This is a genomic window from Paenibacillus sp. J31P13 (genome assembly GCF_056269295.1).
The window spans coordinates 1-24,764 of record NZ_JBWDNR010000017.1 but is presented as its reverse complement, the minus strand read 5'-3'; the positions used below and the strand labels follow the sequence as shown (position 1 = coordinate 24,764).

The 24,764-nt window shown below is 43.3% G+C and carries 23 protein-coding genes and 2 tRNA genes; 7 read left to right on the top strand and 18 right to left on the bottom strand.

Annotated elements, in window-relative coordinates; genetic code table 11:
- A complete protein-coding gene (locus tag AC0YOD_RS27795; RefSeq protein WP_475802593.1) occupies positions 1-195 on the bottom strand; it encodes a Spo0E family sporulation regulatory protein-aspartic acid phosphatase in 195 nt (64 codons plus the stop codon).
- A gap of 532 nt (positions 196-727) precedes the next feature.
- Here AC0YOD_RS27795 and AC0YOD_RS27790 point away from each other — a divergent pair.
- The 3 genes from AC0YOD_RS27790 to AC0YOD_RS27780 all read left to right on the top strand — a co-directional run bounded on the left by AC0YOD_RS27790 (position 728) and on the right by AC0YOD_RS27780 (position 4,338).
- Positions 728-1,912: a carboxylate--amine ligase gene (locus AC0YOD_RS27790; RefSeq protein ID WP_475802592.1), complete on the top strand. Its 1,185-nt coding sequence runs from the start codon at positions 728-730 to the stop codon at positions 1,910-1,912.
- Between the two features lie 42 nt (positions 1,913-1,954).
- Positions 1,955-3,439 carry a UDP-N-acetylmuramoyl-L-alanyl-D-glutamate--2,6-diaminopimelate ligase gene (locus tag AC0YOD_RS27785; RefSeq protein ID WP_475802591.1) on the top strand — a complete coding sequence of 495 codons (1,485 nt, stop codon included), beginning with the start codon at positions 1,955-1,957 and terminating at the stop codon, positions 3,437-3,439.
- Between the two features lie 185 nt (positions 3,440-3,624).
- Positions 3,625-4,338 (top strand): aspartate/glutamate racemase family protein, encoded by a 714-nt coding sequence (locus AC0YOD_RS27780; RefSeq protein WP_475802590.1) that lies wholly within the window; start codon positions 3,625-3,627, stop codon positions 4,336-4,338.
- Positions 4,339-4,463: 125 nt separating this feature from the next.
- Here AC0YOD_RS27780 and AC0YOD_RS27775 read toward each other — a convergent pair whose 3' ends face one another.
- From AC0YOD_RS27775 to AC0YOD_RS27765, 3 genes are all read right to left on the bottom strand, one after another.
- On the bottom strand, positions 4,464-5,564 hold the full coding sequence (locus AC0YOD_RS27775; protein ID WP_475802589.1) for a tetratricopeptide repeat-containing glycosyltransferase family 2 protein: 1,101 nt from the start codon (positions 5,562-5,564) through the stop codon (positions 4,464-4,466).
- Positions 5,565-5,639: 75 nt separating this feature from the next.
- Positions 5,640-8,651 carry a BclA C-terminal domain-containing protein gene (locus AC0YOD_RS27770; RefSeq protein ID WP_475802588.1) on the bottom strand — a complete coding sequence of 1,004 codons (3,012 nt, stop codon included), beginning with the start codon at positions 8,649-8,651 and terminating at the stop codon, positions 5,640-5,642.
- Between the two features lie 398 nt (positions 8,652-9,049).
- Entirely contained in the window at positions 9,050-10,168 is a 1,119-nt protein-coding gene (locus tag AC0YOD_RS27765; RefSeq protein ID WP_475802587.1) for an HD-GYP domain-containing protein, read from the bottom strand.
- 204 nt (positions 10,169-10,372) lie between these two features.
- Between AC0YOD_RS27765 and AC0YOD_RS27760 the strand changes: the two genes are divergently transcribed.
- Positions 10,373-10,449, top strand: a tRNA-Arg gene (locus tag AC0YOD_RS27760).
- 172 nt (positions 10,450-10,621) lie between these two features.
- Here the strand turns inward: AC0YOD_RS27760 and AC0YOD_RS27755 are convergent.
- The 3 genes from AC0YOD_RS27755 to AC0YOD_RS27745 all read right to left on the bottom strand — a co-directional run bounded on the left by AC0YOD_RS27755 (position 10,622) and on the right by AC0YOD_RS27745 (position 13,099).
- Entirely contained in the window at positions 10,622-11,971 is a 1,350-nt protein-coding gene (locus AC0YOD_RS27755) for an FtsW/RodA/SpoVE family cell cycle protein (RefSeq protein ID WP_475802586.1), read from the bottom strand.
- Entirely contained in the window at positions 11,961-12,299 is a 339-nt protein-coding gene (locus AC0YOD_RS27750) for a PadR family transcriptional regulator (protein ID WP_475802585.1), read from the bottom strand. The genes AC0YOD_RS27755 and AC0YOD_RS27750 overlap by 11 nt, the downstream gene beginning before the upstream one ends.
- Positions 12,300-12,454: 155 nt before the next feature.
- Entirely contained in the window at positions 12,455-13,099 is a 645-nt protein-coding gene (locus tag AC0YOD_RS27745; RefSeq protein WP_475802633.1) for a lysoplasmalogenase, read from the bottom strand.
- 246 nt (positions 13,100-13,345) lie between these two features.
- On the opposite strand from AC0YOD_RS27745, the gene AC0YOD_RS27740 reads away from it, so the two are divergent.
- From AC0YOD_RS27740 to AC0YOD_RS27730, 3 genes are all read left to right on the top strand, one after another.
- Positions 13,346-13,870 (top strand): PadR family transcriptional regulator, encoded by a 525-nt coding sequence (locus AC0YOD_RS27740; protein WP_475802584.1) that lies wholly within the window; start codon positions 13,346-13,348, stop codon positions 13,868-13,870.
- A gap of 147 nt (positions 13,871-14,017) precedes the next feature.
- A complete protein-coding gene (locus AC0YOD_RS27735) occupies positions 14,018-14,410 on the top strand; it encodes a YhjD family protein (protein ID WP_475802583.1) in 393 nt (130 codons plus the stop codon).
- 127 nt (positions 14,411-14,537) lie between these two features.
- Entirely contained in the window at positions 14,538-14,894 is a 357-nt protein-coding gene (locus AC0YOD_RS27730) for a DUF4870 domain-containing protein (RefSeq protein ID WP_475802582.1), read from the top strand.
- A 74-nt stretch (positions 14,895-14,968) separates the two neighbouring features.
- Here AC0YOD_RS27730 and AC0YOD_RS27725 read toward each other — a convergent pair whose 3' ends face one another.
- From AC0YOD_RS27725 to AC0YOD_RS27675, 11 genes are all read right to left on the bottom strand, one after another.
- Complete coding sequence (locus AC0YOD_RS27725; protein WP_475802581.1) at positions 14,969-16,021, bottom strand: hypothetical protein; 1,053 nt, start codon at positions 16,019-16,021, stop codon at positions 14,969-14,971.
- Positions 16,022-16,170: 149 nt separating this feature from the next.
- On the bottom strand, positions 16,171-16,323 hold the full coding sequence (locus AC0YOD_RS27720; protein ID WP_475802580.1) for a small acid-soluble spore protein P: 153 nt from the start codon (positions 16,321-16,323) through the stop codon (positions 16,171-16,173).
- Between the two features lie 79 nt (positions 16,324-16,402).
- A complete protein-coding gene (locus AC0YOD_RS27715; protein ID WP_475802579.1) occupies positions 16,403-16,579 on the bottom strand; it encodes a hypothetical protein in 177 nt (58 codons plus the stop codon).
- Positions 16,580-16,594: 15 nt separating this feature from the next.
- Positions 16,595-16,942 carry a hypothetical protein gene (locus AC0YOD_RS27710; protein WP_475802578.1) on the bottom strand — a complete coding sequence of 116 codons (348 nt, stop codon included), beginning with the start codon at positions 16,940-16,942 and terminating at the stop codon, positions 16,595-16,597.
- Between the two features lie 119 nt (positions 16,943-17,061).
- Positions 17,062-17,150: transfer RNA gene (locus AC0YOD_RS27705), tRNA-Ser, on the bottom strand.
- Between the two features lie 84 nt (positions 17,151-17,234).
- Positions 17,235-18,515: a serine--tRNA ligase gene (gene serS / locus AC0YOD_RS27700; protein ID WP_475802577.1), complete on the bottom strand. Its 1,281-nt coding sequence runs from the start codon at positions 18,513-18,515 to the stop codon at positions 17,235-17,237.
- A 74-nt stretch (positions 18,516-18,589) separates the two neighbouring features.
- Positions 18,590-19,174, bottom strand: coding sequence for a pyridoxal 5'-phosphate synthase glutaminase subunit PdxT (gene pdxT / locus AC0YOD_RS27695; protein ID WP_475802576.1), 585 nt, complete (start codon positions 19,172-19,174; stop codon positions 18,590-18,592).
- Between the two features lie 77 nt (positions 19,175-19,251).
- On the bottom strand, positions 19,252-20,133 hold the full coding sequence (gene pdxS, locus AC0YOD_RS27690; protein WP_475802575.1) for a pyridoxal 5'-phosphate synthase lyase subunit PdxS: 882 nt from the start codon (positions 20,131-20,133) through the stop codon (positions 19,252-19,254).
- A 129-nt stretch (positions 20,134-20,262) separates the two neighbouring features.
- On the bottom strand, positions 20,263-21,552 hold the full coding sequence (locus AC0YOD_RS27685) for a D-alanyl-D-alanine carboxypeptidase family protein (RefSeq protein ID WP_475802632.1): 1,290 nt from the start codon (positions 21,550-21,552) through the stop codon (positions 20,263-20,265).
- Between the two features lie 233 nt (positions 21,553-21,785).
- Entirely contained in the window at positions 21,786-23,243 is a 1,458-nt protein-coding gene (guaB, locus tag AC0YOD_RS27680; protein ID WP_475802574.1) for an IMP dehydrogenase, read from the bottom strand.
- Between the two features lie 144 nt (positions 23,244-23,387).
- Positions 23,388-24,581 carry a GNAT family N-acetyltransferase gene (locus AC0YOD_RS27675; RefSeq protein WP_475802573.1) on the bottom strand — a complete coding sequence of 398 codons (1,194 nt, stop codon included), beginning with the start codon at positions 24,579-24,581 and terminating at the stop codon, positions 23,388-23,390.
- Positions 24,582-24,764 lie beyond the last annotated feature (183 nt).

Here is a 24,764-nt window from a genome sequence, read left to right as displayed (position 1 = left end):
TTACATATCTTCGCGGCGTATTGAAATATGGGTTAGCTCATTTCGTTGTAAATACTGTATCGCAACAATAAGTTGATCGGCCTCTTCACTAATCGCCAGAACATCCGGATCTGTCAAACTGCCGCGTGCCTCGGCTATTTCATGAAGCTTTAGCCGCAGCGACTGCAATTGTATAAGTAAGTGGTTTTTGTCCATAGGCGCTTCGGGGCACGCTCCTTATCTAGCACTCATGTGGTCTCAAATCTATTATACTCTCGAAGTATTGAAGAGTTTGTAAAAACGTGTCGACGATCGGGGACAATTTTCGGGCATTATTCGACAAATGACCGCTATTTTTTCCAATTTGTAGGTCTTTTTAACTAATGTAATCGAACAAAATTTGGTAATTTTTTGGATGTATTGAACTGTCTACTTACCTGGGTACTTTGTTTAGGCATCCATTATTAAAGCTTTTTCATTCTTTTTTGCATCAAAAAATGTAATTATGACAAATCTCCTAGTTCTCATGTGTGCTGCATCTCGAAGTTTATGTCGATTTTAAAAGTAATTTGCAATAAAAACGAACAAGCAAAAAGCTGCTAGAAGGGACACAAAAGCTCTCTGATTTCCACTATTATGAGGATAAATCCATTTGTATTATAGGAAAGTATGAAGTAAAATTATTTAAAACATCACTAGTATTCACGATAAAAATAGAACTCAAATTGGGAAAGCGGGATGTGCTTTAGTGAACAACAAGGCAGTTATTTTAGGTTGTAATTATTATATTGGCTTAAGTACGATCCGTTGTTTGGGCATTAACGGTGTTCATACCGTTGCTGTTGACTATTCAGACAAGGATAACTATGGCGCTGATTCAAAATATACATCCGAGCGTGTTCTCGCTCCTCACTATAAAGATGATACGGAAGCATTTATTCGTTTTTTGAAGGAATATGCAAGAAAGCAAAGCGCGCCACCTGTTCTTTTCCCTTGTCATGATTCTTATTTAGAAGTTATTGATCAGTATTTGACTGAGCTAAGGGAGTATTATTTGATACCGCAAGATGTGCAAGGTATCTATTCGAACATGATGAATAAAGAAGTTTTACACCGATTGTCTGAGGTAAACGGGGTTGCGGTTCCAGAAACGGTTCGCGTTGATGAAGAGAACTTTTTCGACAAGATTGACGAAATAATCAAATATCCTTGTATCGTGAAGCCTACGGACTCGCCTTCATTCGTGGCCAAATTCAGAAGGAAGCTGTTTAAGGTAAATAACCGCGTCGAGCTTGAGAAGGCATTAGCTCAGTCGCGTGAAGCTAATCTTGAAGTTATCGTACAACGTATTATTCCGGGATTCGATGATCATATGTATACCTTTGATGCTTATTTAAACCAAGACTCCAAAGTTACACATTGGGTTACTTGTCAGAAATTCCGTCAATATCCTATTAATTTCGGTGCATCGGTCTATACTGGCCAGAGATATGTCCAGGAGCTTTTTGATATCGGAGCGCCATTTCTAGAGAAAATGAAATGGAAAGGCTTTGCGGAAATCGAGTTTAAGAAGGATTCTGAAACCGGTAAGTTTTATTTGATCGAGGTGAATTGCCGGATCACGAACCTCAATAATTTATTGTATAAGGTTGGCGTGAACATGCCTTGGATTACGTATCAAGAGCTAACTGGCAACATTGTACCTCCGAAAGCCGTCAAAGAAAATACGAATCGAGTGTTCTGGTACGGCTATGAGGATATGCTTGCAATACGCGACTATATCAAGACCGGACAGCTTAGTTTTAAGCAAGTTTTTGTCTCGTTATTTAAGCCCAAAGCCTATGCCATTTGGGATTGGAAAGACCCTAAACCTGCCTTCAGCTATGCCGGCATAATCAGCGGTAAAATCGCTAAGAAGTTTTTTAGAAAGTAAAGCAAGCAGAATCAGGATAGTCAATAGAATGGAGTTGATCGTATGTTGTTAACCGCCGTAGTCAAAGACCTTCAATACGTGCTCGTGAAAGGTGATTTACATATTGAAGCAACCGCCATTGCCTATGACTCCAGAGAAGTAGTAAAGGACGGCGTTTTCGTCGCCATTTCCGGATTTTCAGTGGATGGGCATCAATTCATTGAAAAGGCCATTTCACTGGGCGCAACCACCATTATTGTAGAGAAGGATGTTGTGATCCAAGCTGATGTAACTGTGCTTAAGGTTGCCGATACACGAGAAGCACTGGCACGAGTTGCAGCTAATTTTTATGGACGCCCTACCGAGCAATTAAATTTAATCGGCATTACGGGTACAAATGGCAAGACCTCTACTACTTATTTTTTAAAATCGATTTTCGAACAAACCGACACCTCTATCGGCATTATTGGTACGATCGGAACCGTCATAGGCGACAAGTTGATTAAAAATAAAAACACGACACCAGAGTCGCTTAATCTACAGCATATATTTTCAGACATGATGGATTCTCACACTAAGCACTGTGTGATGGAAGTCTCGTCTCATGCTTTAAATTTAAATCGAGTAGCTCATTCCAGCTTCAATACAGGTATTTTCACTAACCTGACGCCCGATCATCTGGAACTTCATAATACGATGACGGAATATTTTGAAGCGAAAGCGAAATTATTCGAGATGACTACGGATTTTAACATTATCAATACCGATGATCCATATGGTCAAATCCTTATAGAGAGACTGCAAAGCCGAGAAGCAAAGCTGCTTACATACGGAATCAAACAGGAGGCGGATATCTATCCGTCAGATATTCGTTATTTTGCCGACTATTCGACCTACACGGTTCATACGCCTAAAGGCAGTATCGCCATTAAAGTCAATTTACCTGGGACGATATATGTATATAACAGCTTGGCAGCAATTGCTGCCGCTTATTGCAACCAGTTTAGCCTGCAGCAAATTGCCGATGGTATAGCAGCTGTAGATGGAATCAAAGGCAGACTCGAGGTTGTCTATCAAGATGAGGACAGCAAAGTTATTATAGATTTTGCACACACAGAGGACAGCTTAGAGAAGGCGCTCGCAACCATCAGACCCTATACCAAGGGAAGAATCATACTTGTTTTTGGCGTATATGCGGCTGATGGTGAATCTGGTCAACAGAAGCGTAAAGCAATGGCCAACGTTGCTGCTTCGTTCGCTGATTTCTCTGTCATCACCTCAGACAACCCGAAGGAGCAGGATAATACGCTCATTATTAGAGAAATCGTTGAAGCTATGGAAAGCGCCGGCGGAAAATATGAGGCAGTCGTTGACCGTAGAGATGCCATTGCTTTTGCAATTGATATCAGTCGGAAAGACGATGTTATTCTAATTGCCGGCAAAGGTCATGAAACCACACAAATTATCGGCAAAGTAGAAACACCTTTCAATGAGGCAGAAATTGTACGGGAAATCAAAAGAAATAGAAATAACCTTCAAACGCATTAGGTCACTCGCTTAGTGAAAAATATAGAACTGCAAAAGTCGATTAGACTTTGTCCGAGTATCCATCATTATTCTAATGATGGATACGGTTGTTCATAGGTACGATTAGCGGCAATATTCAAGCGTTATGATTGTCGATGAATAAATAATCATATCCAAAAACAATACAGCAAAAAGTAGGTTGAATCATGAATAATAAAAGCTTAGGCGTCATCGGCGGAATGGGTCCGAAAGCGACCTCCGTTTTTTTCGATAAAGTTATTGAACATACTGTAGCAGATCGTGATCAGGAGCATATCGATATGATTATTCTGAACCACGCTACGTTACCGGATCGCACAAGCGTTATCCTTGCTAATCAGGGTGAAGTTTTTCTTCATGCCGTTGCTAAGGACTTGCTGCTTCTAGAGGCAGCTGGTGTGGAAAATATCGCAATACCGTGTAATACTTCACATTACTTCTATGATGCCATGCAACAAATGACCAGCATTAATATCATTAATATGGTCGACGAAACACTAAAGGAAATTTACAATATCCACGGTGAGAACTGCAAAATCGGAATTTTGGCGACGAATGGTACCGTAAGCAGCGGTGTCTATCGAAGCGGTTGTGAAAAATACAATATGCAGCTGCATGAGCCAAATGAAGCCATTCAAGAGCACGTTATGGATATTATTTATAATAAAGTCAAACGCAACCTGCCTGTTGAATCAGGTGAATTCGAAGGGATTATCAACCAGCTTCTAGTGGATGACAACTGCAATTGTGTGATCATCGCGTGCACCGAGCTCTCTTGCATCCCTATCCGTGATACTGTTTCAAAATATTGCGTTGATGCGATGTCGGTGCTTGTAGAGAAGTCAATTGCACTGTCAGGCAAAAAATCTATATCGCAGTAAGTATGTAGTTTAAGATACTTTTCTACGGTAGCCTGCTTTATATAAATCGGCGATCTCTTCCCTTTAGATGATTGGGAAAGGATCGCCGTATTTTTTTATATGCTATCGATTATGACATCTTAAGCTCATGCTTGAATAAACTCTTTATCATCTTTTTTTCCAAGACGATTTTTTAAATAGGCTTGATTCCCAATAATCCGCTCGTCTGTGGGTCTGAATTGTCCCGCTAATTCATTATGGGCAAATGCGGTTTCATATTCTCCGATGCGATCATAACAGACACAAAGCTGCAGATGAGGTAGCCATGTAGAGCAAGCCAAATTTTCTAAGCCCATATTTTGCTCTGGTTTCTCCGTAGTGAGTGCAAATTTATACCAATATATCGCAAGTTTAAATTCATCACGCTGCATGAAATAGAAGCCTAATCTGCAGCAGAACTCTGCACGCGGCTTATCATATTGAAAGGAACGGAAGATGGCATTCACCATATTCTGCGTTTCATTTAATTCCGCATAACAATCAGCCAATCTTCCGCAGGATGAAATATTATCTTCAACCCATCCTTTGCCTGTAGTTAGAAACTGATCGTAATAACGGATCGCGGCTTCAAATTTGCTGTGATCTTTGAGTTCATTGGCATAATAAAACAAATCACGTGGAGAAAACACCTCGCCTTTAGCAAGTCTCTGCTCATAAATGTTTAAGTTGCGATCACTGTCATGATGAATGCTGCTGTGAGTAACAGCGATGTCGCTATGCAAAATATTTCCGTATACCTCGAGATACTCGTGAACCGGACCGATCCATTTAAAATTCCGCTCCCGCTTCACTATTCGATTACGTTTCAATTTTGATGTGACATTTCCAAATTCATCGAATGCTAAATGATAGTCCATTGAAACCGAATCAACAGATGGATCTAGGTTCTGCTTGAGCGCCAACAGCTTCAACTGGTCTGACTCCTTTAATACATCGTCCGCATCGAGCCACATGATATAGGACCCGGTTGCCAAGGAAAAGGCGAAGTTGCGAGCCGCGGCAAAGTCATCAATCCACGTAAAGTGCTCAACTTTTTCAGTGAACTCACTCGCAACCTGCTTCGTTAAATCCGTGGAGCCTGTATCCACAATAATAATTTCATCGACGATGTCCTTCACTGATGAAAGACACCGTCCGAGTGTTTTTTCTTCGTTTTTGACAATTAAGCACAAGCTGATGGTATTCAACGAAATCTCACCCCGCGAGTTGATTAGATTGATTCATCATATTCTCGTACTATTGTCCTGTTACTTCATCCTTCATTAACTTAAACGAATAATCGTCAACGCGGCACCTGCGGAACCAGGTAACAAAGTTGCAGCTCCTAATAACCCGAACATTTGTAGTGTAATGGTACTATTGGCAGTCAAATTAACAATAATATCATTATTAAAGTTGGAGAGGCTTAGAACTGGTTCAATCGTTGAGGCTGTATTCGGCGCAGTATTAATAACGAGTCGAGTGCTTAGAAGCAAAGCCGCTGTCGTATTAATTTGATAGCTTATGAAGTACCTTCCTGGGTTAACAACAGTAAAGGTATCATTACCTCCGTTAACAGTAATATTAGCACTTAAGTTTTGTGCGCTTGGAAGCGGTACGTTGGAACCTCCAAGTACGACTGCAATAATTGCGCCTGTCGTATTGGCTGCAAAACCAGAGTCAGACGTTACACCGGTACCTGTTGCTCCTGTTGTTCCTGTTATTCCAGTGACTCCTGTTGCGCCTGTCGCCCCGGTTGCTCCAGTGGCCCCGGTTGCTCCTGTCGCTCCTGTTGTTCCAGTGGCTCCTGTTGCACCCGCTGCTCCTGTCGCGCCTGTTGCTCCTGTTAAACCTGTCGATCCAGTTGCTCCTGTTTCTCCTGTGGCTCCTGTCGCACCTGCTGCCCCGGTCGCTCCCGTTTCACCCGCTCCTGTTGCTCCTGTCGCTCCTACTGAGCCAGTTGCTCCCGTTTCGCCTGTGGCTCCCGTCGCTCCTGCTACCCCAGTTGCTCCTGTTTCTCCTGCTCCTGTTGCTCCTGTCGCTCCTACTGAGCCAGTTGCTCCCGTTTCGCCTGTCGCTCCCGTCGCTCCTGCTACCCCAGTTGCTCCTGTTTCTCCTGCTCCTGTTGCTCCTGTCGCTCCTACTGATCCAGTTGCTCCCGTTTCGCCTGTGGCTCCTGTCGCTCCTGCTGCCCCGGTCGCTCCAGTTTCACCCGCTCCTGTTGCTCCTGTTGCTCCTGTTGCTCCCGTCGCCCCTACTGACCCAGTTGCTCCCGTTTCGCCTGTTGCTCCCGTGGCTCCTGCTCCTGTTGCTCCTGTCGCCCCTACTGAGCCAGTTGCTCCCGCTTCGCCTGTGGCTCCCGTCGCTCCTGCTGAGCCAGTCGCTCCCGTTTCGCCTGCTCCTGTTGCTCCTGTCGCCCCTACTGACCCAGTTGCTCCCGCTTCGCCTGTGGCTCCCGTCGCTCCTGCTGCCCCGGTCGCTCCAGTTTCTCCTGCTCCTGTCGCTCCTGTCGCTCCTACTGAGCCAGTTGCTCCCGCTTCGCCTGTGGCTCCCGTCGCTCCTGCTGCCCCGGTCGCTCCAGTTTCACCCGCCCCTGTTGCTCCTACTGAGCCAGTTGCTCCCGTTTCTCCTGTGGCTCCCGTCGCTCCTGCTGCCCCGGTCGCTCCAGTTTCTCCTGCACCAGTTGCTCCTGTCGCCCCTACTGACCCAGTTGCTCCTGTTTCGCCTTTGGCTCCCGTCGCTCCTGCTGCCCCGGTCGCTCCCGTTTCGCCTGCTCCTGTCGCTCCTACTGAGCCAGTTGCTCCCGTTTCGCCTGTCGCTCCCGTCGTTCCTGCTGCCCCGGTCGCTCCCGTTTCGCCTGCTCCTGTTGCTCCTGTCGCCCCTACTGACCCAGTTGCTCCTGTTTCGCCTTTGGCTCCCGTTTCGCCTACTCCTGTTGCTCCTGTCGCCCCTACTGACCCAGTTGCTCCTGTTTCGCCTGTGGCTCCCGTCGCTCCTGCTGCCCCGGTCGCTCCCGTTTCGCCTGCTCCTGTTGCTCCTGTCGCCCCCGTTGCTCCACTTCCCGCTAGCAGCAGATAATCTAGTGACGTATCCGGTGTTCCTGTTGGCGGCGCCGTCCGTACGATATACGTGCTGCCGTTATACGTTACGACTTGACCTACTGGGTAACCCGGTGCTGCCGCTGGATTAAATACAACTGCTCCGCCTAGTCCTACACCTGTCGCTCCTGTTGCTCCTGTTGCGCCCGCTGCTCCTGTTGCTCCTGTTGCTCCAGTTGCGCCTGTTGCACCAATTGCTCCTGTCGCCCCCGTTGCTCCACTTCCCGCTAGCAGCAGATAATCTAGTGACGTATCCGGTGTTCCTGTTGGCGGCGCCGTCCGTACAATATACGTGCTGCCGTTATACGTTACGACTTGACCTATTGGGTAACCCGGTGCTGCCGCTGGATTAAATACAACTGCTCCGCCTAGTCCTACACCTGTCGCTCCTGTTGCACCAGTTGCTCCTGTCGCTCCTGTTGCACCAGCACCTGTGGCACCTGTCGCTCCCGTCGCCCCGCTTGCTGCTAGCATCAAATAATCAGGTGATAAATCCGGTGTTCCTGTCGGCGGCGCCGTCCGTACGATATACGTGCTGCCGTCATACGTTACGACTTGACCTACTGGATAGCTTAGTGCTGCCGTTGGATTAAATACAACTGCTCCACCTAGCCCTATACCTGTCGCTCCTGTTACACCAGCTGCTCCTGTCGCTCCTGTTGCACCAGCTGCTGCCAATAACGTATAGTCAGGCGATATACCCGGTGTTCCTATTGGCGCAGCCCTATTGACTGTATAGGTACTGCCGTTATAAGAAACGACCTGGCCTACTTGATACGTTGGTGCCAAAAGTGGATTAAAAGGTACTATTGTAGTCATACCTACGCCTGTTGCTCCACGTGGACCTGTTGCACCAGTTGCTCCTGTTAAGCCATTTGCTCCTGCCGCACCTGTATAGCCTCTATATCCTCTAGAACCCCTAGATCCTTTAAAGCCTCTGGGTCCCCTTGGGCCTCTCGGTCCTACCGGTCCTCTTCTGCACCTTTTATTAGGGTTTGGCTTAGAATTTGGCTTCGGCTTAGGCGATGGTTTTTGCCCCCTCAGACAATGTAATGCTTTATTTAGATTGCCTATTGAATCTCTAACATCCTTTTTAGCACTTGTTATTTTGTTTTTTCTAGTAAGTCTTTTTGCTTTACGCAGCTCTACAATAGCTGAGTTTATTTTCTTTAAGCATCGTCTCCGAGTCGTTGCCACACAAAGTCACTCCCTTCATTAATTGCTTTTACGCTTACTTTTTACGCTATTATTTACAAAACTTCCACATGAAGAAACGGCATCATGTATCTGATTCTTTGCTTCTTCCAGTTGCTTTCGATAAATGAGTCTTTTCGCTGTTTGCAAATTTTTGATCGCAGCATTCAATCTTAGGGATCGATCCCTCCTGTTCATGAACCTACCTCGCTCTCATCATTTTTTTGAGCTATCACTATTTTTTTGACAACTATTTACAATAGCTAGATCAGTCTATGACCAAATCAAATTTTGAACACGGTATTTACCTAGCACCAAAAGGAAAGTACAAGCATAACAACAAAGAAAAAGACCTAAAGGGCATTATCCCGATAGGTCTTTAGTTAATTTATCTATTTTCATTAAAAATCTACATCTCGATCTCTAATTTCAAGAAGCTGGGGCAACAGTTCTAAGAAAACATCAACCACCCGCGGGTCAAAATGTTTTCCCCGTTCCTCTTGCATGAAAGACAGAATCCGTTCCAGCTTCCAAGACGGTTTATATACTCTTTCGCTTCCTAATGCATCAAACACATCTGCGATCGCCGTTATCCGACCATAGATATGAATTTCTTCCCCTTTTAATCCCTTTGGGTAACCAGTCCCATCCCACTTCTCATGATGCTGTAAAGCAACAATAGCTGCTGCCTGCAAAAGCTGTCTCTTTGAGCTTCGCAATAATTGATAACCGATTTCCGCATGTTTTTTCATCCAATCGAATTCATCATTAGTCAGCTTGCCCGGCTTTTGCAAAATAGCATCCGGTATAGCCACCTTCCCGATATCATGCATTGGAGACGCACTTCGAAGCCTGTCTGCCTCAGCTTCACTCATTCCAAGTCCTAGAGCTAAAATATATGAGTACTGCGCCACTCGCCTAACATGGTTACCGGTTTCCTTCGATCGACTCTCCCCAATTTCCCCCATTGCGAAAATAATTTCCTTTTGCGTATCCATAATTTCTTCTAATAGCATAATCGATTCAAGGGATTTTCCCGAATAAGAGGCAGCAAGCGTGAGATATTCCATATCCTTAGCAGAGAAGGTCTGTGCTTCAGTCATTTTATTTATAGCCTGATAGGCACCAATAATTTCACCTTGATTATTTCGAAAAGGAATCGTCATTATTGCCTTGGTGCGATAACCTGTCATCTTATCGGTCTCAGGATTATGCCTAGAATCCTCATAAGCATCATCAATAAGAATAGGCTCTCCAGAAACAATTGCATGACCGACCAATCCGCTTCCATAGGGAATCCGTATTTCACCCACTCCATGGGCTACTGCCGTAAATAACTCCTTGCGTTCAGCATCGATCAGCCACACCGTACAACGATCTGCCATAATCATCTCTCGACCCATATTAGCCATCAAAATAAGTACCGATTCAAGCTTTTTCTCATTTGCAATTTTAGCCGTATATTCAAATATCACTTTGAGTATTTGCTCAGGTGATAAGTCTGTTTTAAAAGAGCTCAAAGTATGTGGTTCATCATGCACGCAACTTCACTCCTCTTGCCAATCAAGCTTATTGTCTATAGAGCCATTCGCCCTAACATATGTTAAATCCTCCTATTTGGACCATTCACGCACTTATTTTTCGACATAAAATGCTAGATCTCCCTGCTATTGATGTTCGTCTTGCATCCTCAAAAGCACACATGCTATAATTACTTTTGCTGCGCGTCCGTAGCTCATCCGGATAGAGCGATGGTTTCCTAAACCGTAGGTAGGAGGTTCGAGACCTCTCGGGCGCGCCACAAAAAAGTTCTTAAAACCCTTTTCTGAAGGGTTTTTATTTTTTCTCCGTCTTACATAGACATTATCATTCAAAAGAAGCGGCACCGTCCTAAGGACGATGCCGCTTCTTTTGAATGAATTTTTTCTTAATCTTTCTATTTAGCCATTTATGTCTAACCATACGTGATGCTCTTATACCTTCACTCCGCCTGAGTTGCCACCATTCATCTGCTTCCGCTTGTACACATTTAATATCAACCCAACTACAGCCAACTCAATGACCGTATGCGATCCGCCAAATGAAATAAAGGGCAATGCGATGCTGGTCATCGGAAGAATTCCAATAGACATAAGGATGCTCCATACAAACTGTATGCCAATAATTGATGACAAACCAATAACAGCCGCTTTAGCATAATGGTCCTTAAGCTTGCCTGTCATATCAATCAGTCGGCTAACTAACAGTAAGAAAAGCGCTACTAACCCTAATCCGAACACCCATCCAAGGCTATACACCAAGTACGTGAAAATCATATCAGTTTGAATGTAAGGCAGCTTCTCAGCCTTAACACCAAAGCCTTGCCCCCACATACCGCCTGAACGAATCGCCTCAAGCGAGCGAAGGATCATGTATCCGCTCCCTTGTGGATCACTATCTGGTTTCAAATAACCGGTGAACCGACCTACTAATAGATATTGATATTCCGGAGTATAGTAAAAATAGATAACGCCCATAGAGACCATAGACGTAATCACACCAACGACCAGCTTTAATCTTCTTGCTACAAATAAAAACATGAAGATTAAACCCAAACTATAAACCACTAGGTTTAAAAATGAATGACCTGTCAGATACAGTACACCTGGAACCAAAATATATACAAAGGCCATTTTAAGTCCATGGACGAACCGGATTGCTCGATTCTGCTCCTGTTTATGCTTCGTTGTTAAAAAGCCTGCAAAAGCTAGCATAAATAAGTAAGGTGAAAAAGACATCACATCTAGCGACAACGGTCCAACTATTATCCATTCTGTTGTACCGTTCACAGTGAAGCCATAAGTATGGGAAATCAACATGAGCAAAACTGTACCGCCGTATAGATACCAGGAGTAAGCTTTTATTTTCCGATAATCTAAGAAATAAATAACAATCAAAGCTACAGCACCAATACCAACATAGACAGCCTTCACATAGAGCAGATTCGAGTAACGCTCGCTCAGAGCAAACTGCATCGCATACATGGCAACTAGACCGACTCCTACCATAGCCATGACTAGAGCAATTAGGCTCCATTCCACCTTTGGCTTATGCGCAGCGTTGAGCTGCTTCCCTACTTCATCGGGATTACCCATCTGTCCCAATGACTCGCTTACTGCTTCCGCCTCTGATAAACCGCATGACAGCTTCTCCTCAATCAATTCATCTAAATGGCATTCCATCTCCATCTTTATCTCATTATGGACATCCTTTGCTTTCACATGCATGCATACCTGAGTCAAATATTGAGTGACCAGCTCTTTACGCTTAAGCTTATCGCTCATGAATGGCACCGCCTAATACCTGATCTACCGTAGTACGAAATAGCGACCATTCCTGCTGCTTCTCCTTAAGCTGTCGTCTGCCATCCTCGGTAATCCGGTAATATTTTCGCTTGCGACCTCCCTCTTCATTCCAATACGATTCAATAAAATGCTGCGCCTCTAACGTATGTAGAATGGGATACAATGTGCCTTCTTTAAAGGTAAACACACCGCTTGAGCTGCGTTCAATCTCTTTGGTCATTTCATACCCGTACATTTCCTTTCGTCCTAATAGCGTCAATATTAAAATAACCGTGCTGCCCTTCATAAGTTCCTTATTAATTTTCATACGAATTCCCTCCATGCAAAGCCTATTCTTATACATCGAAAATCTATACATCGTTAATCTATGTATTAGTATAAAACAGTCCCCCTAAAAGTTCAACACTCAAACAATAAAAAGAGACCTGCTAATTAGCAGGCCTCTTTTTAACTTGTTGCCAATCAACGACCAAATGAGTTTCCCGGTCGTATAGCCCCTGTACGATTACGATCAATTCCTATTGTTCGAATGCTGTAAGCGATCAGAAACTGTGCGGTGTAATAGGTTGTCATAATTAACACACCTGAATTAGCAATATCGGAGATAAACATGTTCCAAGATAAAATAGAATCAGAGATCGTAAATAAAATACTTCCGATAATCGCCCATTTATGGCCGGTCATTATGGCTGACCATAACATTAAGGAGATTACAACAAGATAGAGAAGTACGGGGCCAATTAATGAATCCTTTCCATCTTCAATTAGCGCTTGAACCAGCTTTTGACCCATAAACACGCCATAGAGAGCAATCGGTATAATCATAGCAAATCTTATTTTTGAGAAGTGCCATCTGCCAAAAAAACTCGTCATATAAAATAAATGTCCAATAAGAAAAGCAGTTAGTCCAATAACAAACCAGCCCAGCAACCCATCGCCCATCATGCAGAAAACCAACCCTATCACCATCAATATATGATAGCGCTTACGTTCTCTAGGCATTTGCAGATAACCATATAAGATTATGAGTCCCATCGGTATTAATTTGAACAGAAGCTTAATCGCATGCGGATCAGACGGGATGAAGAAAATGTAGACAATGCTCATTAGCAAAATCAGCACAGGCAATAGGTATTTCAAAAAAATCTCTCCCCTAATAAAATGTTATGATAGCCAATATATTCTCTGCTCTTACAGCAAATACCTTGTCATAGCAGTCTGGCTCCTCCATTCTTTTAGACGCTTATATAATTTGACACCTATGCTTCAATATCCATGATTGGAAGTGCTCATATTTACGTAAAGGTTAAAAATTGATTATAATGAGGTATGAAGAGAGGGGGAACCATCCCTATGGACGAACGCGAGCTTCTGGTTCTAGGCCTGTTAAAGGTCCAAAGTCAACACGGCTATCAGATCAATGAATTTATTGAACGTAATTTAGGACGAGTTTCAGATATGAAGAAATCAACAGCCTATACCCTGTTAAAGAGGCTTAATCAATCTGGTTATGTAGACGTTTCTGTCGAGCAGGACGGTAACCGACCTCTCAAGCAGGTATATTCAATAAATAAGAGTGGAGAAGCAAAGTTTCTTGAATTGCTGAAAACAGCTCTATCTCATGTGGAGGATGTAACGCCTTCAGGAGATATCGGTATTATGTTCATGGATCATCTTACTGACACAGAGATTGTGGAATGTTTGAATGAACGGCTGAAAAAAGTACAGTCCATGCTCACTGTATATGAAAACATGCCAAAACACGGTCATGGAATCGGCATTGATTTTTCCATTCAGCATCGTATCCTCCTTCTTACAACCGAACTGAATTGGTTAAAGAAGCAAATTGAACAATTTTCCGCATCACAGCTTCGTTAAATATAACACTATCGCAAGAGCAGCCCAGCTAATCACTCGGCTGCTCTTTCTTCTGTATTAGGACAATAGTTTCAAGTCAGAAATATGAATGAAGAAGGATTGACCTAGGAACGTATGTTCCCTATAATGAGGTGAGGTGATTTTCGGATGGCTATGAACCTAATCGAAGCAAATGAATGGAATACTTACTCTCCCACGGAAGAAGAAATGCATCTCATATATGATTGTATCTTTCTTCCGCTCACTCTTGTCGTAATAGAGAATAACCGGCAGCAACTAGATAAGAATGCGAGATCATTGCGACCCATTTTCGTTAAAGCAGCAAACGTCATTAGCGCCCGGATAGAGGCTGATATTACGAAGGCAAGAAGACAGCTGATTCACCAGAGTATTATTTTGAACGAAGGAAGCAACGGAAGCATCAGCTACAGCTGTAGAGGCTTCGAGAGACAATTGACCTTCACCCGAGAATACATACGTACAGAAATTAATAAACGGATAAACGCTTATACCAAGAGCATATTCAGCCATCAAGGTTAAAAAATATACAGAAGAAATAATAATTGCAATGTTTGGAATTGGTTGATGTATTTATGCATAGCTTTGGAATAAACAAACGTATAACTATATGTTTGTTTATTCTGCTTTCTTTAAGGGGGAATTTTAAATGAACCAACATTTTTCTTTGCATAAAGAGGAAAAGACTTATGCTATGCTGTGTCACTTGCTTGCCTTCAGCGGTTTTATTATTCCATTCGGCAGCATTCTAGGTCCGCTCGTCATTTGGTTGTTGAAGAAGGATCAATCAAGCTTTGTTGATATGCACGGCAAAGAATCGCTTAACTTTCAAATTAGCATCGCGATTTACGGGATCATATCGGGCTTGCTTGTCTTCATACTTATCGGAATTGTAACTTCGATTGCTCTATTTGTATTCTGGCTGATCCTAACGATCATTGCTTCTATTCGAGCTTCTGAAGGTAACAGCTATCGTTATGCATTAACTATTCGTTTCTTGAAGTAAAAGAGCTCTTACAACTAGAAAAAACAGAAACAGCCTCTGAAACTCAGAGGCTGTTTTTTTAATAATCGATCGTTTTACAGTCCAACCGGCAATTGGAACTGCTGCATGAGCTCAGTTAGCGTAATTGAATCAGCAGGAAGCTCAGGGAATTCTACCGCCTTGTTAAAATCGGAATAGCTTGCATTCATGTTCATCCCGATCTTCATCTTTTGACCGCTATCTTTATCTGTTGCTTCAATATTTATTTTTCCATCTTGATAGACGGGGTAACCATCTTTAATGGCTCCTGTAAGCTTCATTGTGTTTACTTTAATATCATTTTGAAGAACACTCGTCAGTTCTGCCTTGTTTGTTTCTAGCTCAGTTTTCATTTTTTCTACATCAGCCTTTTCCAACTGCAATGCTTTTAGTGCATCTTCGTTTTTAAGAAGTAGATCAATTAGTTCAGGAAGTACTTTATTAATGACGGTCTCCACTGTTTTTGCATAGTTGCTTTCATTAATTTCGAAAAGAACAACCTGATCAGCCTTTAAATCAGCTGGTAAGCCTGCGTCGGCTGCTTTCGGTTCGCTGAAATACGTTTTCTCATCAAAGTTTTTAAGCAATACTTGAGCTATATCCTGACCAAGCTTCTGCTGAGCCTCCATATCAATTGTTGGAGTGCCTTCTTGTTCAGCAAGCTCTTTCAGATCTATTTTAATATATTTTCCTGTTAGGCTATCAGGAAGCGGCAGCATCGGAATTGCTGGAACCTTTACATATAATGTTTCTTCAGACATAATCATCGGTATCGTCAGCTTCATTTCCATATCACCCGGCAATACGATTTGCATATTCATATCCGTACGCATAGGATTTTTCTGATATGTAGCATCGATCGTAATGGTGGCATCTTTAAGCATGCCAATCATTGCTGCTGCACCAGCTGCATCGGATTCCGTGATTTCTTGTGGTATATCTAACTCATTCAAGCCAATCGACATTTTCATTGCATAGGAGTCTGCCTTTGCCAACTTCGTCATAGCCGATTGAAGCGCTTCTCTTGGTGGTTTAGCTGAGCTGCAGCCTGCAATAATAACCAAAATAACGGCTAAACAAAGAACCGCTATTTTCTGTACCTTTTTCATGTATTCATTTCCTCCCCTATCTTGTATAAACACCTCCATTCTATACTAAATATTAGGTTTTTTGAAGTTATAACCAAAAATTCCCGCATCAGCATGCTGAAAGCGGGAATTTAGATCTATATTGTTTTAGGACTTTTGACTATGTTGCATTAACCTTGTGGGTTATGGTGGTCCACATGATTTCGCTGCTTCGTTTTCTTGGAACCGGATAAAGGCTCCTGCTGTCCGCCGTTATTTCTACTTCTTTGCTTGTTATTTTGCTGATTGCTATCCGGTACAGGAATGCTGTCTGGTTTGCTCAAAATAAACCCTCCTTTTATCCCATGCATTATAGATTCTTAACAAGAGCAATCCATTTTCATTTCAGTTCAATATTTTGGATTACGTTTGTTGATGCTCCAAATCAACTGGTTGATCATGATTCATTGCATCTTGATTGCGACGATCATTTTTGTCCTGCTGCAGCTGCTGCGCTTGATGCGCATTAACGGGCTCGACATCAAGTGCTTCAACCACATTTGATAAGTTTTTATCTATATTGCCTTTTGCTTTCGCCATAATCGAGCATCTCCTCTACGCATGCGTCAATTGTTGAAGCGCTTGTGCGCATTCATGCAAATGCCTTGTATAATCTTGAATAAGCTGCTGAACGACGTCTCCTCGTTCATCAATGGATACTTTGTCTCTTTCCACATCCATAAGCTGAACCTTTACCTCACGGCTGTCGACGTATGTGATTTTGAAATCAAAAGAATACGCTTGATGGCCAGCTGTTTCAATCGTTACAACCATTGATTTCGCATCCGCCTCATCAGGCAGTACCTGACAATGGTCTGAGCTGCCAAGTATATCCTGTAATGTTTGCTGCCAACCATTGACTAAGCTTCCTTGATCAATTTGCAGTTCATCTTGTTTACCCATTATTAGAAGCACCTCCACATCGTTTAACATGCGAAAAGGGGCACTTTTTTATACGATACAACTCATACAAAAAAAGCCCAGACGCTAGGCGTCCAGGCTTGTTCGTTATAAGTAAGTTATGGAGGAGAGAGTGGGACTCGAACCCACGTGAGCTTGCGCTCTAACAGTTTTCAAGACTGCCCCGTTATGACCGCTTCGGTACCTCTCCACATCATGTGATTGTCACAAGAGATATTGTACCACAGGCTAAAATATAAATGCAACTGTTTTTTAGCCTGTGGTTAAAAAAAATTTAACGAGCTGGAATCGTGCTAATTCCGCCCATATATGGTCTTAAAACTTCAGGTATCGTAACTGAACCATCTGCTTGCTGATAATTCTCGATGATAGCAGCAAATGTGCGTCCGATCGCTAGACCAGAGCCGTTTAATGTATGCACAAACTCAGGCTTGCTCTTCGTATCTCTACGGAAACGAATACCTGCACGCCGAGCTTGAAAATCCTCTACGTTTGAACATGATGATATTTCACGATATGTGTCTGCACTAGGCAGCCAAACCTCAAGATCATACGTCTTAGCCGCTGTAAAGCCCATATCACCCGTACAGAGTGCAAGAACGCGGTATGGAAGACCTAATAGCTGAAGCACTTTCTCCGCATTAGCTGTCATCTTCTCCAGCTCTTCATAAGAGTCCTCAGGCTTCGTGAGCTTAATCAGCTCAACCTTGTTGAATTGATGCTGGCGAATCAAACCGCGTGTATCACGTCCAGCAGAACCCGCCTCAGAACGGAAGCATGAGCTGTAAGCTACGAAATATTTAGGCAGATCCTCAGCCGTTAAAATCTCTTCCCGATGGAAATTGGTTACTGGAACCTCTGCCGTTGGAATGAGATAGTAGTCAGAATCTGAAATTTTAAACAGATCCTCCTCAAACTTAGGAAGCTGACCCGTGCCGATCAAGCTGTCGCGGTTTACGATATATGGAGGCAGTATCTCCTCGTAACCATGCTTATCGCTATGCAAATCCATCATAAAGCTAATTAGCGCACGTTCAAGACGCGCACCAAGACCACGATAGAATGTAAAACGCGAACCCGTTACCTTCGCTGCACGCTCAAAGTCCAAGATGCCAAGCGATTGAGCGAGTTCCCAATGCGGCTTAGCCTCGAACTGGAAGGTTGGAACCTCGCCATTTCTGCGAAGCTCGACATTCTCTTCCTCTGTCTTACCGACTGGTACCGTTTCGCTAGGAATATTCGGTATAGCTTGAGTAAGCTCAACTACTTGAACCTCTAGCTCACGCAGCTCATCATCCAGCTCTTTAATCCGATCGCCAACTTCTCTCATCTCAATAATGAGGGAATCAGCATCTCCACCCGTTCTTTTCAACTTCGCTACATCTTGCGAAACTGTATTCCGGCGCGCTTTAAGCATCTCTGTCTCTTGAATAAGGTCACGGCGTCTTGCATCCAATACCGGAAAATCAGCAACAAGATCGAGCGAGGCACCTCGGTTAAGAAGCGCTTGCTCGACCTTTTCAAATTCATTTCTTAATAATTTAACATCCAGCACAATCATGAGCCCCTCTCTGAAGGGAGTAGTTTTATTGTTTATTATTTACACTTATAGATTTATTACGCTATTTCTTAAGCCTTACCCGCAGCAGCTTCTTTCACCATATCAACAAAATAAGCATGAAGCCTAAAATCATCCGTTAGCTCTGGATGATAGGATACGGCTAGCAAGTGGCCTTCTCTTGCTGTAACAATCTCGTCTTTATACGTGGACAATACGTCTACGTTAGATCCAACTCGTTTTATTAACGGTGCGCGAATGAATACAGCTCGAACCGGCTCATCGATACCTTTTACATCCAGATCGGTTTCAAAACTTTCTTGTTGACGGCCAAAAGCATTTCTCGCCACCGTCATATCCATGAGTCGTAAATGCGCATCTTCTTGTCCTTCTATCTCATCCGCAAGAACAATCAGACCTGCACAAGTGCCAAACAACGGTTTGCCCTGAGCTGAGAAATCAGCAATAGCTTCCATAAAACCGTATTTGCGCATCAGCTTGCCAATTGTCGTGCTTTCTCCACCCGGTATTACAAGTCCTTGCAGCTCTTCGAGCTGCTCAACTCGTTTCACAGCGACAGCTTCTGCGCCTGCTGCTTCTAGGCTTCGTATATGCTCTGCTACAGCGCCTTGCAGCGCTAGTACGCCTATTTTCATCGCTCTGCACGCCTTCCTTTACAAGCAAGAGCCGGCGGCGCTTGACGCGCTGAGCCGGCACCCTCTTATTACTTCTATTAGATTCCGCGATCCTGCATACGTTGTGAAGCGTCCAACTTGGAGATTTCGATACCTTTCATCGGTGCTCCCAAGTTTTTCGATACTTCAGCAATAAGCTTGTAATCTTGGTAATGAGTAGTAGCTTCAACGATTGCACGTGCAAATTTCTCTGGGCTATCCGATTTGAAGATACCAGATCCAACGAATACGCCGTCAGCACCAAGATGCATCATAAGCGCAGCATCGGACGGAGTTGCTACACCGCCTGCTGCGAAGTTAACAACTGGAAGCTTGCCTGTTTCATGTACGTTAAGAAGCAAATCATAAGGTACACCGAGTAGTTTCGCTTCATGGTACAGCTCGTCCTTCGACAAGCCTTGTACTTTGCGAATTTGTCCGTGAATCAAGCGAAGGTGACGAACGGCTTCAACGATGTTGCCTGTTCCTGGTTCACCTTTTGTACGGAGCATTGCTGCGCCTTCTTGAATACGACGCAATGCTTCGCCAAGATCTTTAGCGCCGCATACGAAAGGAATAGTGAATTCATTTTTGCTGATGTGGAAAACTTCATCAGCCGGAGTGAGAACTTCGCTCTCATCAATATAGTCAACGCCCATTGATTCTAAAACTTTCGCTTCTACATAATGACCAATACGAGCTTTCGCCATTACAGGAATTGAAACAACTTTCATAACTTCTTCTACAATTGTAGGATCAGCCATACGAGCTACTCCGCCTGCTGCGCGAATATCGGAAGGGACGCGCTCAAGCGCCATAACTGCTGTTGCCCCTGCTGCTTCTGCAACCTTAGCTTGCTCGGCGTTCATAACGTCCATGATGACGCCGCCTTTTTGCATTTCTGCCATGCCGCGTTTTACGCGTGATGTACCTGTTTCCATCCTGTAAACCCTCCTATTTTTCATCCCTTAATATGTCTATTACCGCAGTTCTTCTATCCATTGATTTTACAGGAAGCCTGTATAATCGACAACCCTTGATTTGCTTTATTTCCTTGTTTTCTACTCGGATTAGAACAAATTGACGATTCCGTTAAATAATCCTGCAAAAAAATCGCCGATTGCCCGGAACATGAGGCGGAACCAGCCTGCTTTATGGGCATCTTCAGTAGTAATAAGGTTTACTGTACTCTTAAGCTCTTGCTTTGTATCGGCATCAGTATACTTGTACGTAACTGTTCCAACAACTGTACCCGCTGCTATTGGAGCTACAAGCTCTGACTCTGCCTTCACTTGGCTGTCAACAAGCTCGATCTTCGGATCTACACCCTTTTTGACCATGAATGTAATGTCCTTGTCCGTAACAACTGAAACTTTCTTTTCTTTGCCTTTCTTAATCTTAACCGTTGGGATCGTTTCTACTACAGATTTAGGTGCAAGAACCGTCTTTTTCTCAAACGTACTAAAACCGTAGTCATACATCTTAGCTGTTTCGTTGAAACGCGCTGATTTTGTAGCTGTATCCATGACAACGCTGATAAAGCGCTGCTCGCCACGTTTTACTGTTCCCGTGAAGTTGTAGCCGGCAGAGTTGATGAAACCTGTTTTCATACCGTCAACGCCTTCGTATGCTAAGTGTTTAAGACCTGTTTTATTCACATTCGTACCTAGCATCCAGTTAATGTTCACGATAGATGCTTTATCACGTTCACGGAATTTATAATCTTGAAGCTTGGAGTATTCAAGGAACTCCGGATGCTCTGCCAAAATAATTTGTGCAAGCTTGGCCATTTCTCCAGCAGAAATGACTGTCGTTTCGGATAGACCCGTAGCACTAGTAAAAATAGCTGTTTTCAAACCTAACTGATCTGCAACCTCGTTCATTTTTGTTACAAAATTTTGCTCACTTCCTGAAATCTTTGAAGCAAGTGCAATAGTTGCGTCATTAGCTGAGCCTACAGCCATTGCTTTATATAATTCCAATACCGTATGTTGATCGCCCTGAGCTAGAAACACGGATGAACCGTCTGCTGGTGTGTTTGCTGCTTCTTCACTCGTTACAACAACCTCATCCCATGATAGACGTCCGCTCGTAATTTCCTCAAGTACGATATATTCCGTCATTAATTTAGTCATGCTTGCCGCAGGGAGCGGTGTATCCGAATTTACCTCATATAATACTTGACCGGATTCTGCATCAATTAAAATAGCTGCTTTAACTTGTAATCCTAGATCATTCTCTGTGCTAGGTCTGCCATCGTATCCCATAGCTGATACTCCGGTAGAACCAAACGTCATCACTAACAGCCATACCGCCATACTTGCTGCGATTAGTACCTTAAACCTTCCCGGTCTTACCATTAACTTCAACGTCGTCTCCCCTTTTCCTACTACATTAGTCTGTTGTTAATTGTAACATATTGACCCTTAACAATTAAACCTCATTTAGCTCCCAGAAGAATGAGTATTCCTTCATTAAAGTAGATCCCATTTTCATTGCTCTTCCATTAAAAAGAATCAAAAAAACCAGATAAAGAAAAGCGATACTCTCGCCTTTCCTATCTGGTTTCAATTTCAAGCCTATAAGCTTGCTATTATAGTGAGTAGTTAGGTGCTTCCTTCGTAATTTGCACATCATGCGGATGGCTTTCACGAAGACCAGAACCTGTAATCCGAACAAATTGCGTATCGTTTTTGAGCTCTTCTAGTGAAGATGTGCCGCAATAGCCCATACCCGAACGTAATCCGCCAAGTAATTGATGAACAGTATCTGCAAGAGGTCCTTTATAAGGTACACGTCCTTCGATACCTTCTGGAACAAGTTTATTCTCATTCTCTTGGAAGTAGCGATCCTTACTGCCTTCCTTCATTGCGCCAAGTGAACCCATACCGCGGTATACTTTAAAGCTTCTACCTTGGAAAATTTCAGTCTCTCCTGGGCTTTCAGCAGTTCCAGCGAATAAGCTTCCGATCATAATCGCGCTAGCGCCTGACGCGATTGCTTTCGTAATATCTCCGGAGTATTTAATACCACCGTCAGCAATAACCGGAATGTTATATTCACGAGCTACCGATGCACAATCAAATATTGCAGTAATTTGTGGAACACCGATACCTGCAATAATACGTGTAGTACAAATCGAGCCAGGGCCAATACCAACCTTGACTACGGATGCGCCAGCCTCGATCAAAGCGCGAGTAGCGTCGCCAGTTGCAACGTTTCCTGCAATAATCGTTAAGTCTGGATACGTAGCACGGATCTTACGAACCGCATCTAGAATATTAATATGATGGCCATGAGCAGAATCCACAACGAGTACATCAATACCCGATTGAACCAGTGCTGCTGCACGATCCATCGTATCTTTGGAAATACCAACCGCAGCTCCGCAGAGCAATCTGCCTTGTGTATCTTTGGCTGCGTTCGGGAATTGAATCGCCTTCTCGATGTCTTTAATTGTAATAAGACCTTTGAGAGTGTTCATTTCATCGATTAACGGCAGTTTTTCAATTTTGTGCTTCTGCAAAAGAACTTCAGCTTCCTGAAGTGTCGTACCTACAGGTGCAGTGACAAGATTGTCACGCGTCATAACTTCATTTATTTTGATGGAGTAATCATGTACGAAACGCAAATCGCGGTTTGTTAGGATACCGACAAGCTTCTTATCGTTATCAACAATTGGTACACCTGAAATTCGGTATTTGCCCATCAATTCCTCTGCATCATATACATGATGCTCAGGTGTAAGTGAAAACGGATTAGTAATAACACCGCTCTCCGAACGTTTTACGCGGTCTACTTCTTCCGCTTGCTGTGCGATCGACATATTCTTATGGATAATGCCGATACCACCCTCACGCGCAATTGCAATCGCTAAAGCGGCTTCTGTTACAGTGTCCATGCCTGCGCTAATGAGCGGAATATTTAGCTTAATGTTCTCGCTTAAACGAATCGAGATGTCAACTTCTCTTGGTAGCACTTCTGATTTGCGCGGAATAAGCAGGACGTCATCAAACGTCAGCCCTTCTTTGGCGAATTTTGTTTCCCACACGAGTACATTCCTCCTATATTTAAGTACGTCTCACATATATTATTAGCAATATTAGCAGAGGGGGTATAGGCTGTCAAGGCTGGGTAACCCCTTTGTTTCATCCACTTAACGCCCATCTTTATGGGAGGAGAATGCCCTAAATCCTTAGAAAAAGTCAGGCAAATACGTAGTTCGTTCGGGAATACGAGAATGTAAGCGTTTAATACTTTCCAATTCACCGTCAACACGTCCCATTTGCGCTAATGACAGTGGACGGAGGTACCCGAGGAGCAGCGTAGTTAATGTTCCAATATCTAATTTAATAAAACTTTCTTCTTTCTCTTTTGCATCTAAACGACGTATGCTAGCTTTCCCGGAAGGCTCTATATGCAGTAAATAATGGCCATGATTCCAGGGAGCATGTTCATCAGTCAGATCTATATAGAGTTTCTCTTCTACCAAAGCATTATTAAATGAATATTTTTCTATAAAAGCTTCAACATCCACAATCCTCGCCATGAAATAAGGCACTGTTTCTTGCACAATTCTCGGGTTTGGCAATAAGTAAGGCAATATGTCGTTGGAGGGAACTGTAATTTTCACTTCGTTAATCATGGAATCATGCTGCGATATAAAGGACCATAGAGCGGTTCTTGATTCCTCATTTAAATAAATCATTTCATGAACAATAAACTGGTAATTTTTCACTTCATAGATGATATATCCCATTGGTTCGCCGCTCTGGTCATAATAAATCGAAATTTGTCCCGGTTTCTTTTTGCTTATACTATAATTCCACCAATATGCTGTTCTTACTAATGTGCCATTGAATCCTGCTGCATAGGCATCATACATTTTATGTAGAAGTTCATAGCTGCCGCTATGTCTTTCAATACGACCCTCATTGGGAACCCGCGCTGGCAATAGCTCTGATTTAATTGTATATTGCTTATGCTCTGTATAGGTTTCCCAACCATATTTACGATAAAATCCGAATGCAAAGGGATGGAGATAGGAAATCGATTGACCTTTTGCTTTCATTTCCTTCAACGAATGAACAAGCAGCTTGGCGACTAGCCCCTGACGTCTATATTCCGGCCATGTTGCTACCCCGGCTATACCGCCCATAGCAAATCGTTCTCCGCCAATATAGGTTTCAAATTCAATTATGGTAGCTTGGGCAGCGTATTGATCATCAACATAGACCGCCCAGCGTGCAGCAGGCAAAGTCTCGAAAGGTTTTCTTCCTTCCTCAAGCTCCTCCTTGGAACGTTGATATTGAAAGGCAAATTGCGATAAACTCATATTTTCCTCATATTGCTCAATACCTATTTGCTTAATTTCAATTTTCTTATTCATGAATTACACATCTCCTTATTTTCATAAGTATTGATATGTAAGTATCATACCGTATAAAGCAAAGAAACAACAAAAAAACCTATCGCATCACATGCGATAGGTCTCTCGTGCTTGGCGACGTCCTACTCTCCCAAGACCCTGCGGTCTAAGTACCATTGGCGCTGGAGGGCTTAACGGTCGTGT

Bases quoted from the DNA above. Each gene is read 5' to 3' on its own strand.
- AC0YOD_RS27795 (WP_475802593.1), bottom strand. From the start codon at position 195: ATGGACAAAAACCACTTACTTATACAATTGCAGTCGCTGCGGCTAAAG.
- AC0YOD_RS27785 (WP_475802591.1), top strand. From the start codon at position 1,955: ATGTTGTTAACCGCCGTAGTCAAAGACCTTCAATACGTGCTCGTGAAA.
- AC0YOD_RS27780 (WP_475802590.1), top strand. From the start codon at position 3,625: ATGAATAATAAAAGCTTAGGCGTCATCGGCGGAATGGGTCCGAAAGCG.
- AC0YOD_RS27755 (WP_475802586.1), bottom strand. From the start codon at position 11,971: ATGAGCGATAAGCTTAAGCGTAAAGAGCTGGTCACTCAATATTTGACT.
- AC0YOD_RS27750 (WP_475802585.1), bottom strand. From the start codon at position 12,299: ATGAAAATTAATAAGGAACTTATGAAGGGCAGCACGGTTATTTTAATA.
- AC0YOD_RS27745 (WP_475802633.1), bottom strand. From the start codon at position 13,099: ATGAGCATTGTCTACATTTTCTTCATCCCGTCTGATCCGCATGCGATT.
- AC0YOD_RS27740 (WP_475802584.1), top strand. From the start codon at position 13,346: ATGGACGAACGCGAGCTTCTGGTTCTAGGCCTGTTAAAGGTCCAAAGT.
- AC0YOD_RS27735 (WP_475802583.1), top strand. From the start codon at position 14,018: ATGGCTATGAACCTAATCGAAGCAAATGAATGGAATACTTACTCTCCC.
- AC0YOD_RS27730 (WP_475802582.1), top strand. From the start codon at position 14,538: ATGAACCAACATTTTTCTTTGCATAAAGAGGAAAAGACTTATGCTATG.
- AC0YOD_RS27725 (WP_475802581.1), bottom strand. From the start codon at position 16,021: ATGAAAAAGGTACAGAAAATAGCGGTTCTTTGTTTAGCCGTTATTTTG.
- AC0YOD_RS27715 (WP_475802579.1), bottom strand. From the start codon at position 16,579: ATGGCGAAAGCAAAAGGCAATATAGATAAAAACTTATCAAATGTGGTT.
- AC0YOD_RS27710 (WP_475802578.1), bottom strand. From the start codon at position 16,942: ATGGGTAAACAAGATGAACTGCAAATTGATCAAGGAAGCTTAGTCAAT.
- pdxT (WP_475802576.1), bottom strand. From the start codon at position 19,174: ATGAAAATAGGCGTACTAGCGCTGCAAGGCGCTGTAGCAGAGCATATA.
- pdxS (WP_475802575.1), bottom strand. From the start codon at position 20,133: ATGGAAACAGGTACATCACGCGTAAAACGCGGCATGGCAGAAATGCAA.
- AC0YOD_RS27685 (WP_475802632.1), bottom strand. From the start codon at position 21,552: ATGGTAAGACCGGGAAGGTTTAAGGTACTAATCGCAGCAAGTATGGCG.
- AC0YOD_RS27675 (WP_475802573.1), bottom strand. From the start codon at position 24,581: ATGAATAAGAAAATTGAAATTAAGCAAATAGGTATTGAGCAATATGAG.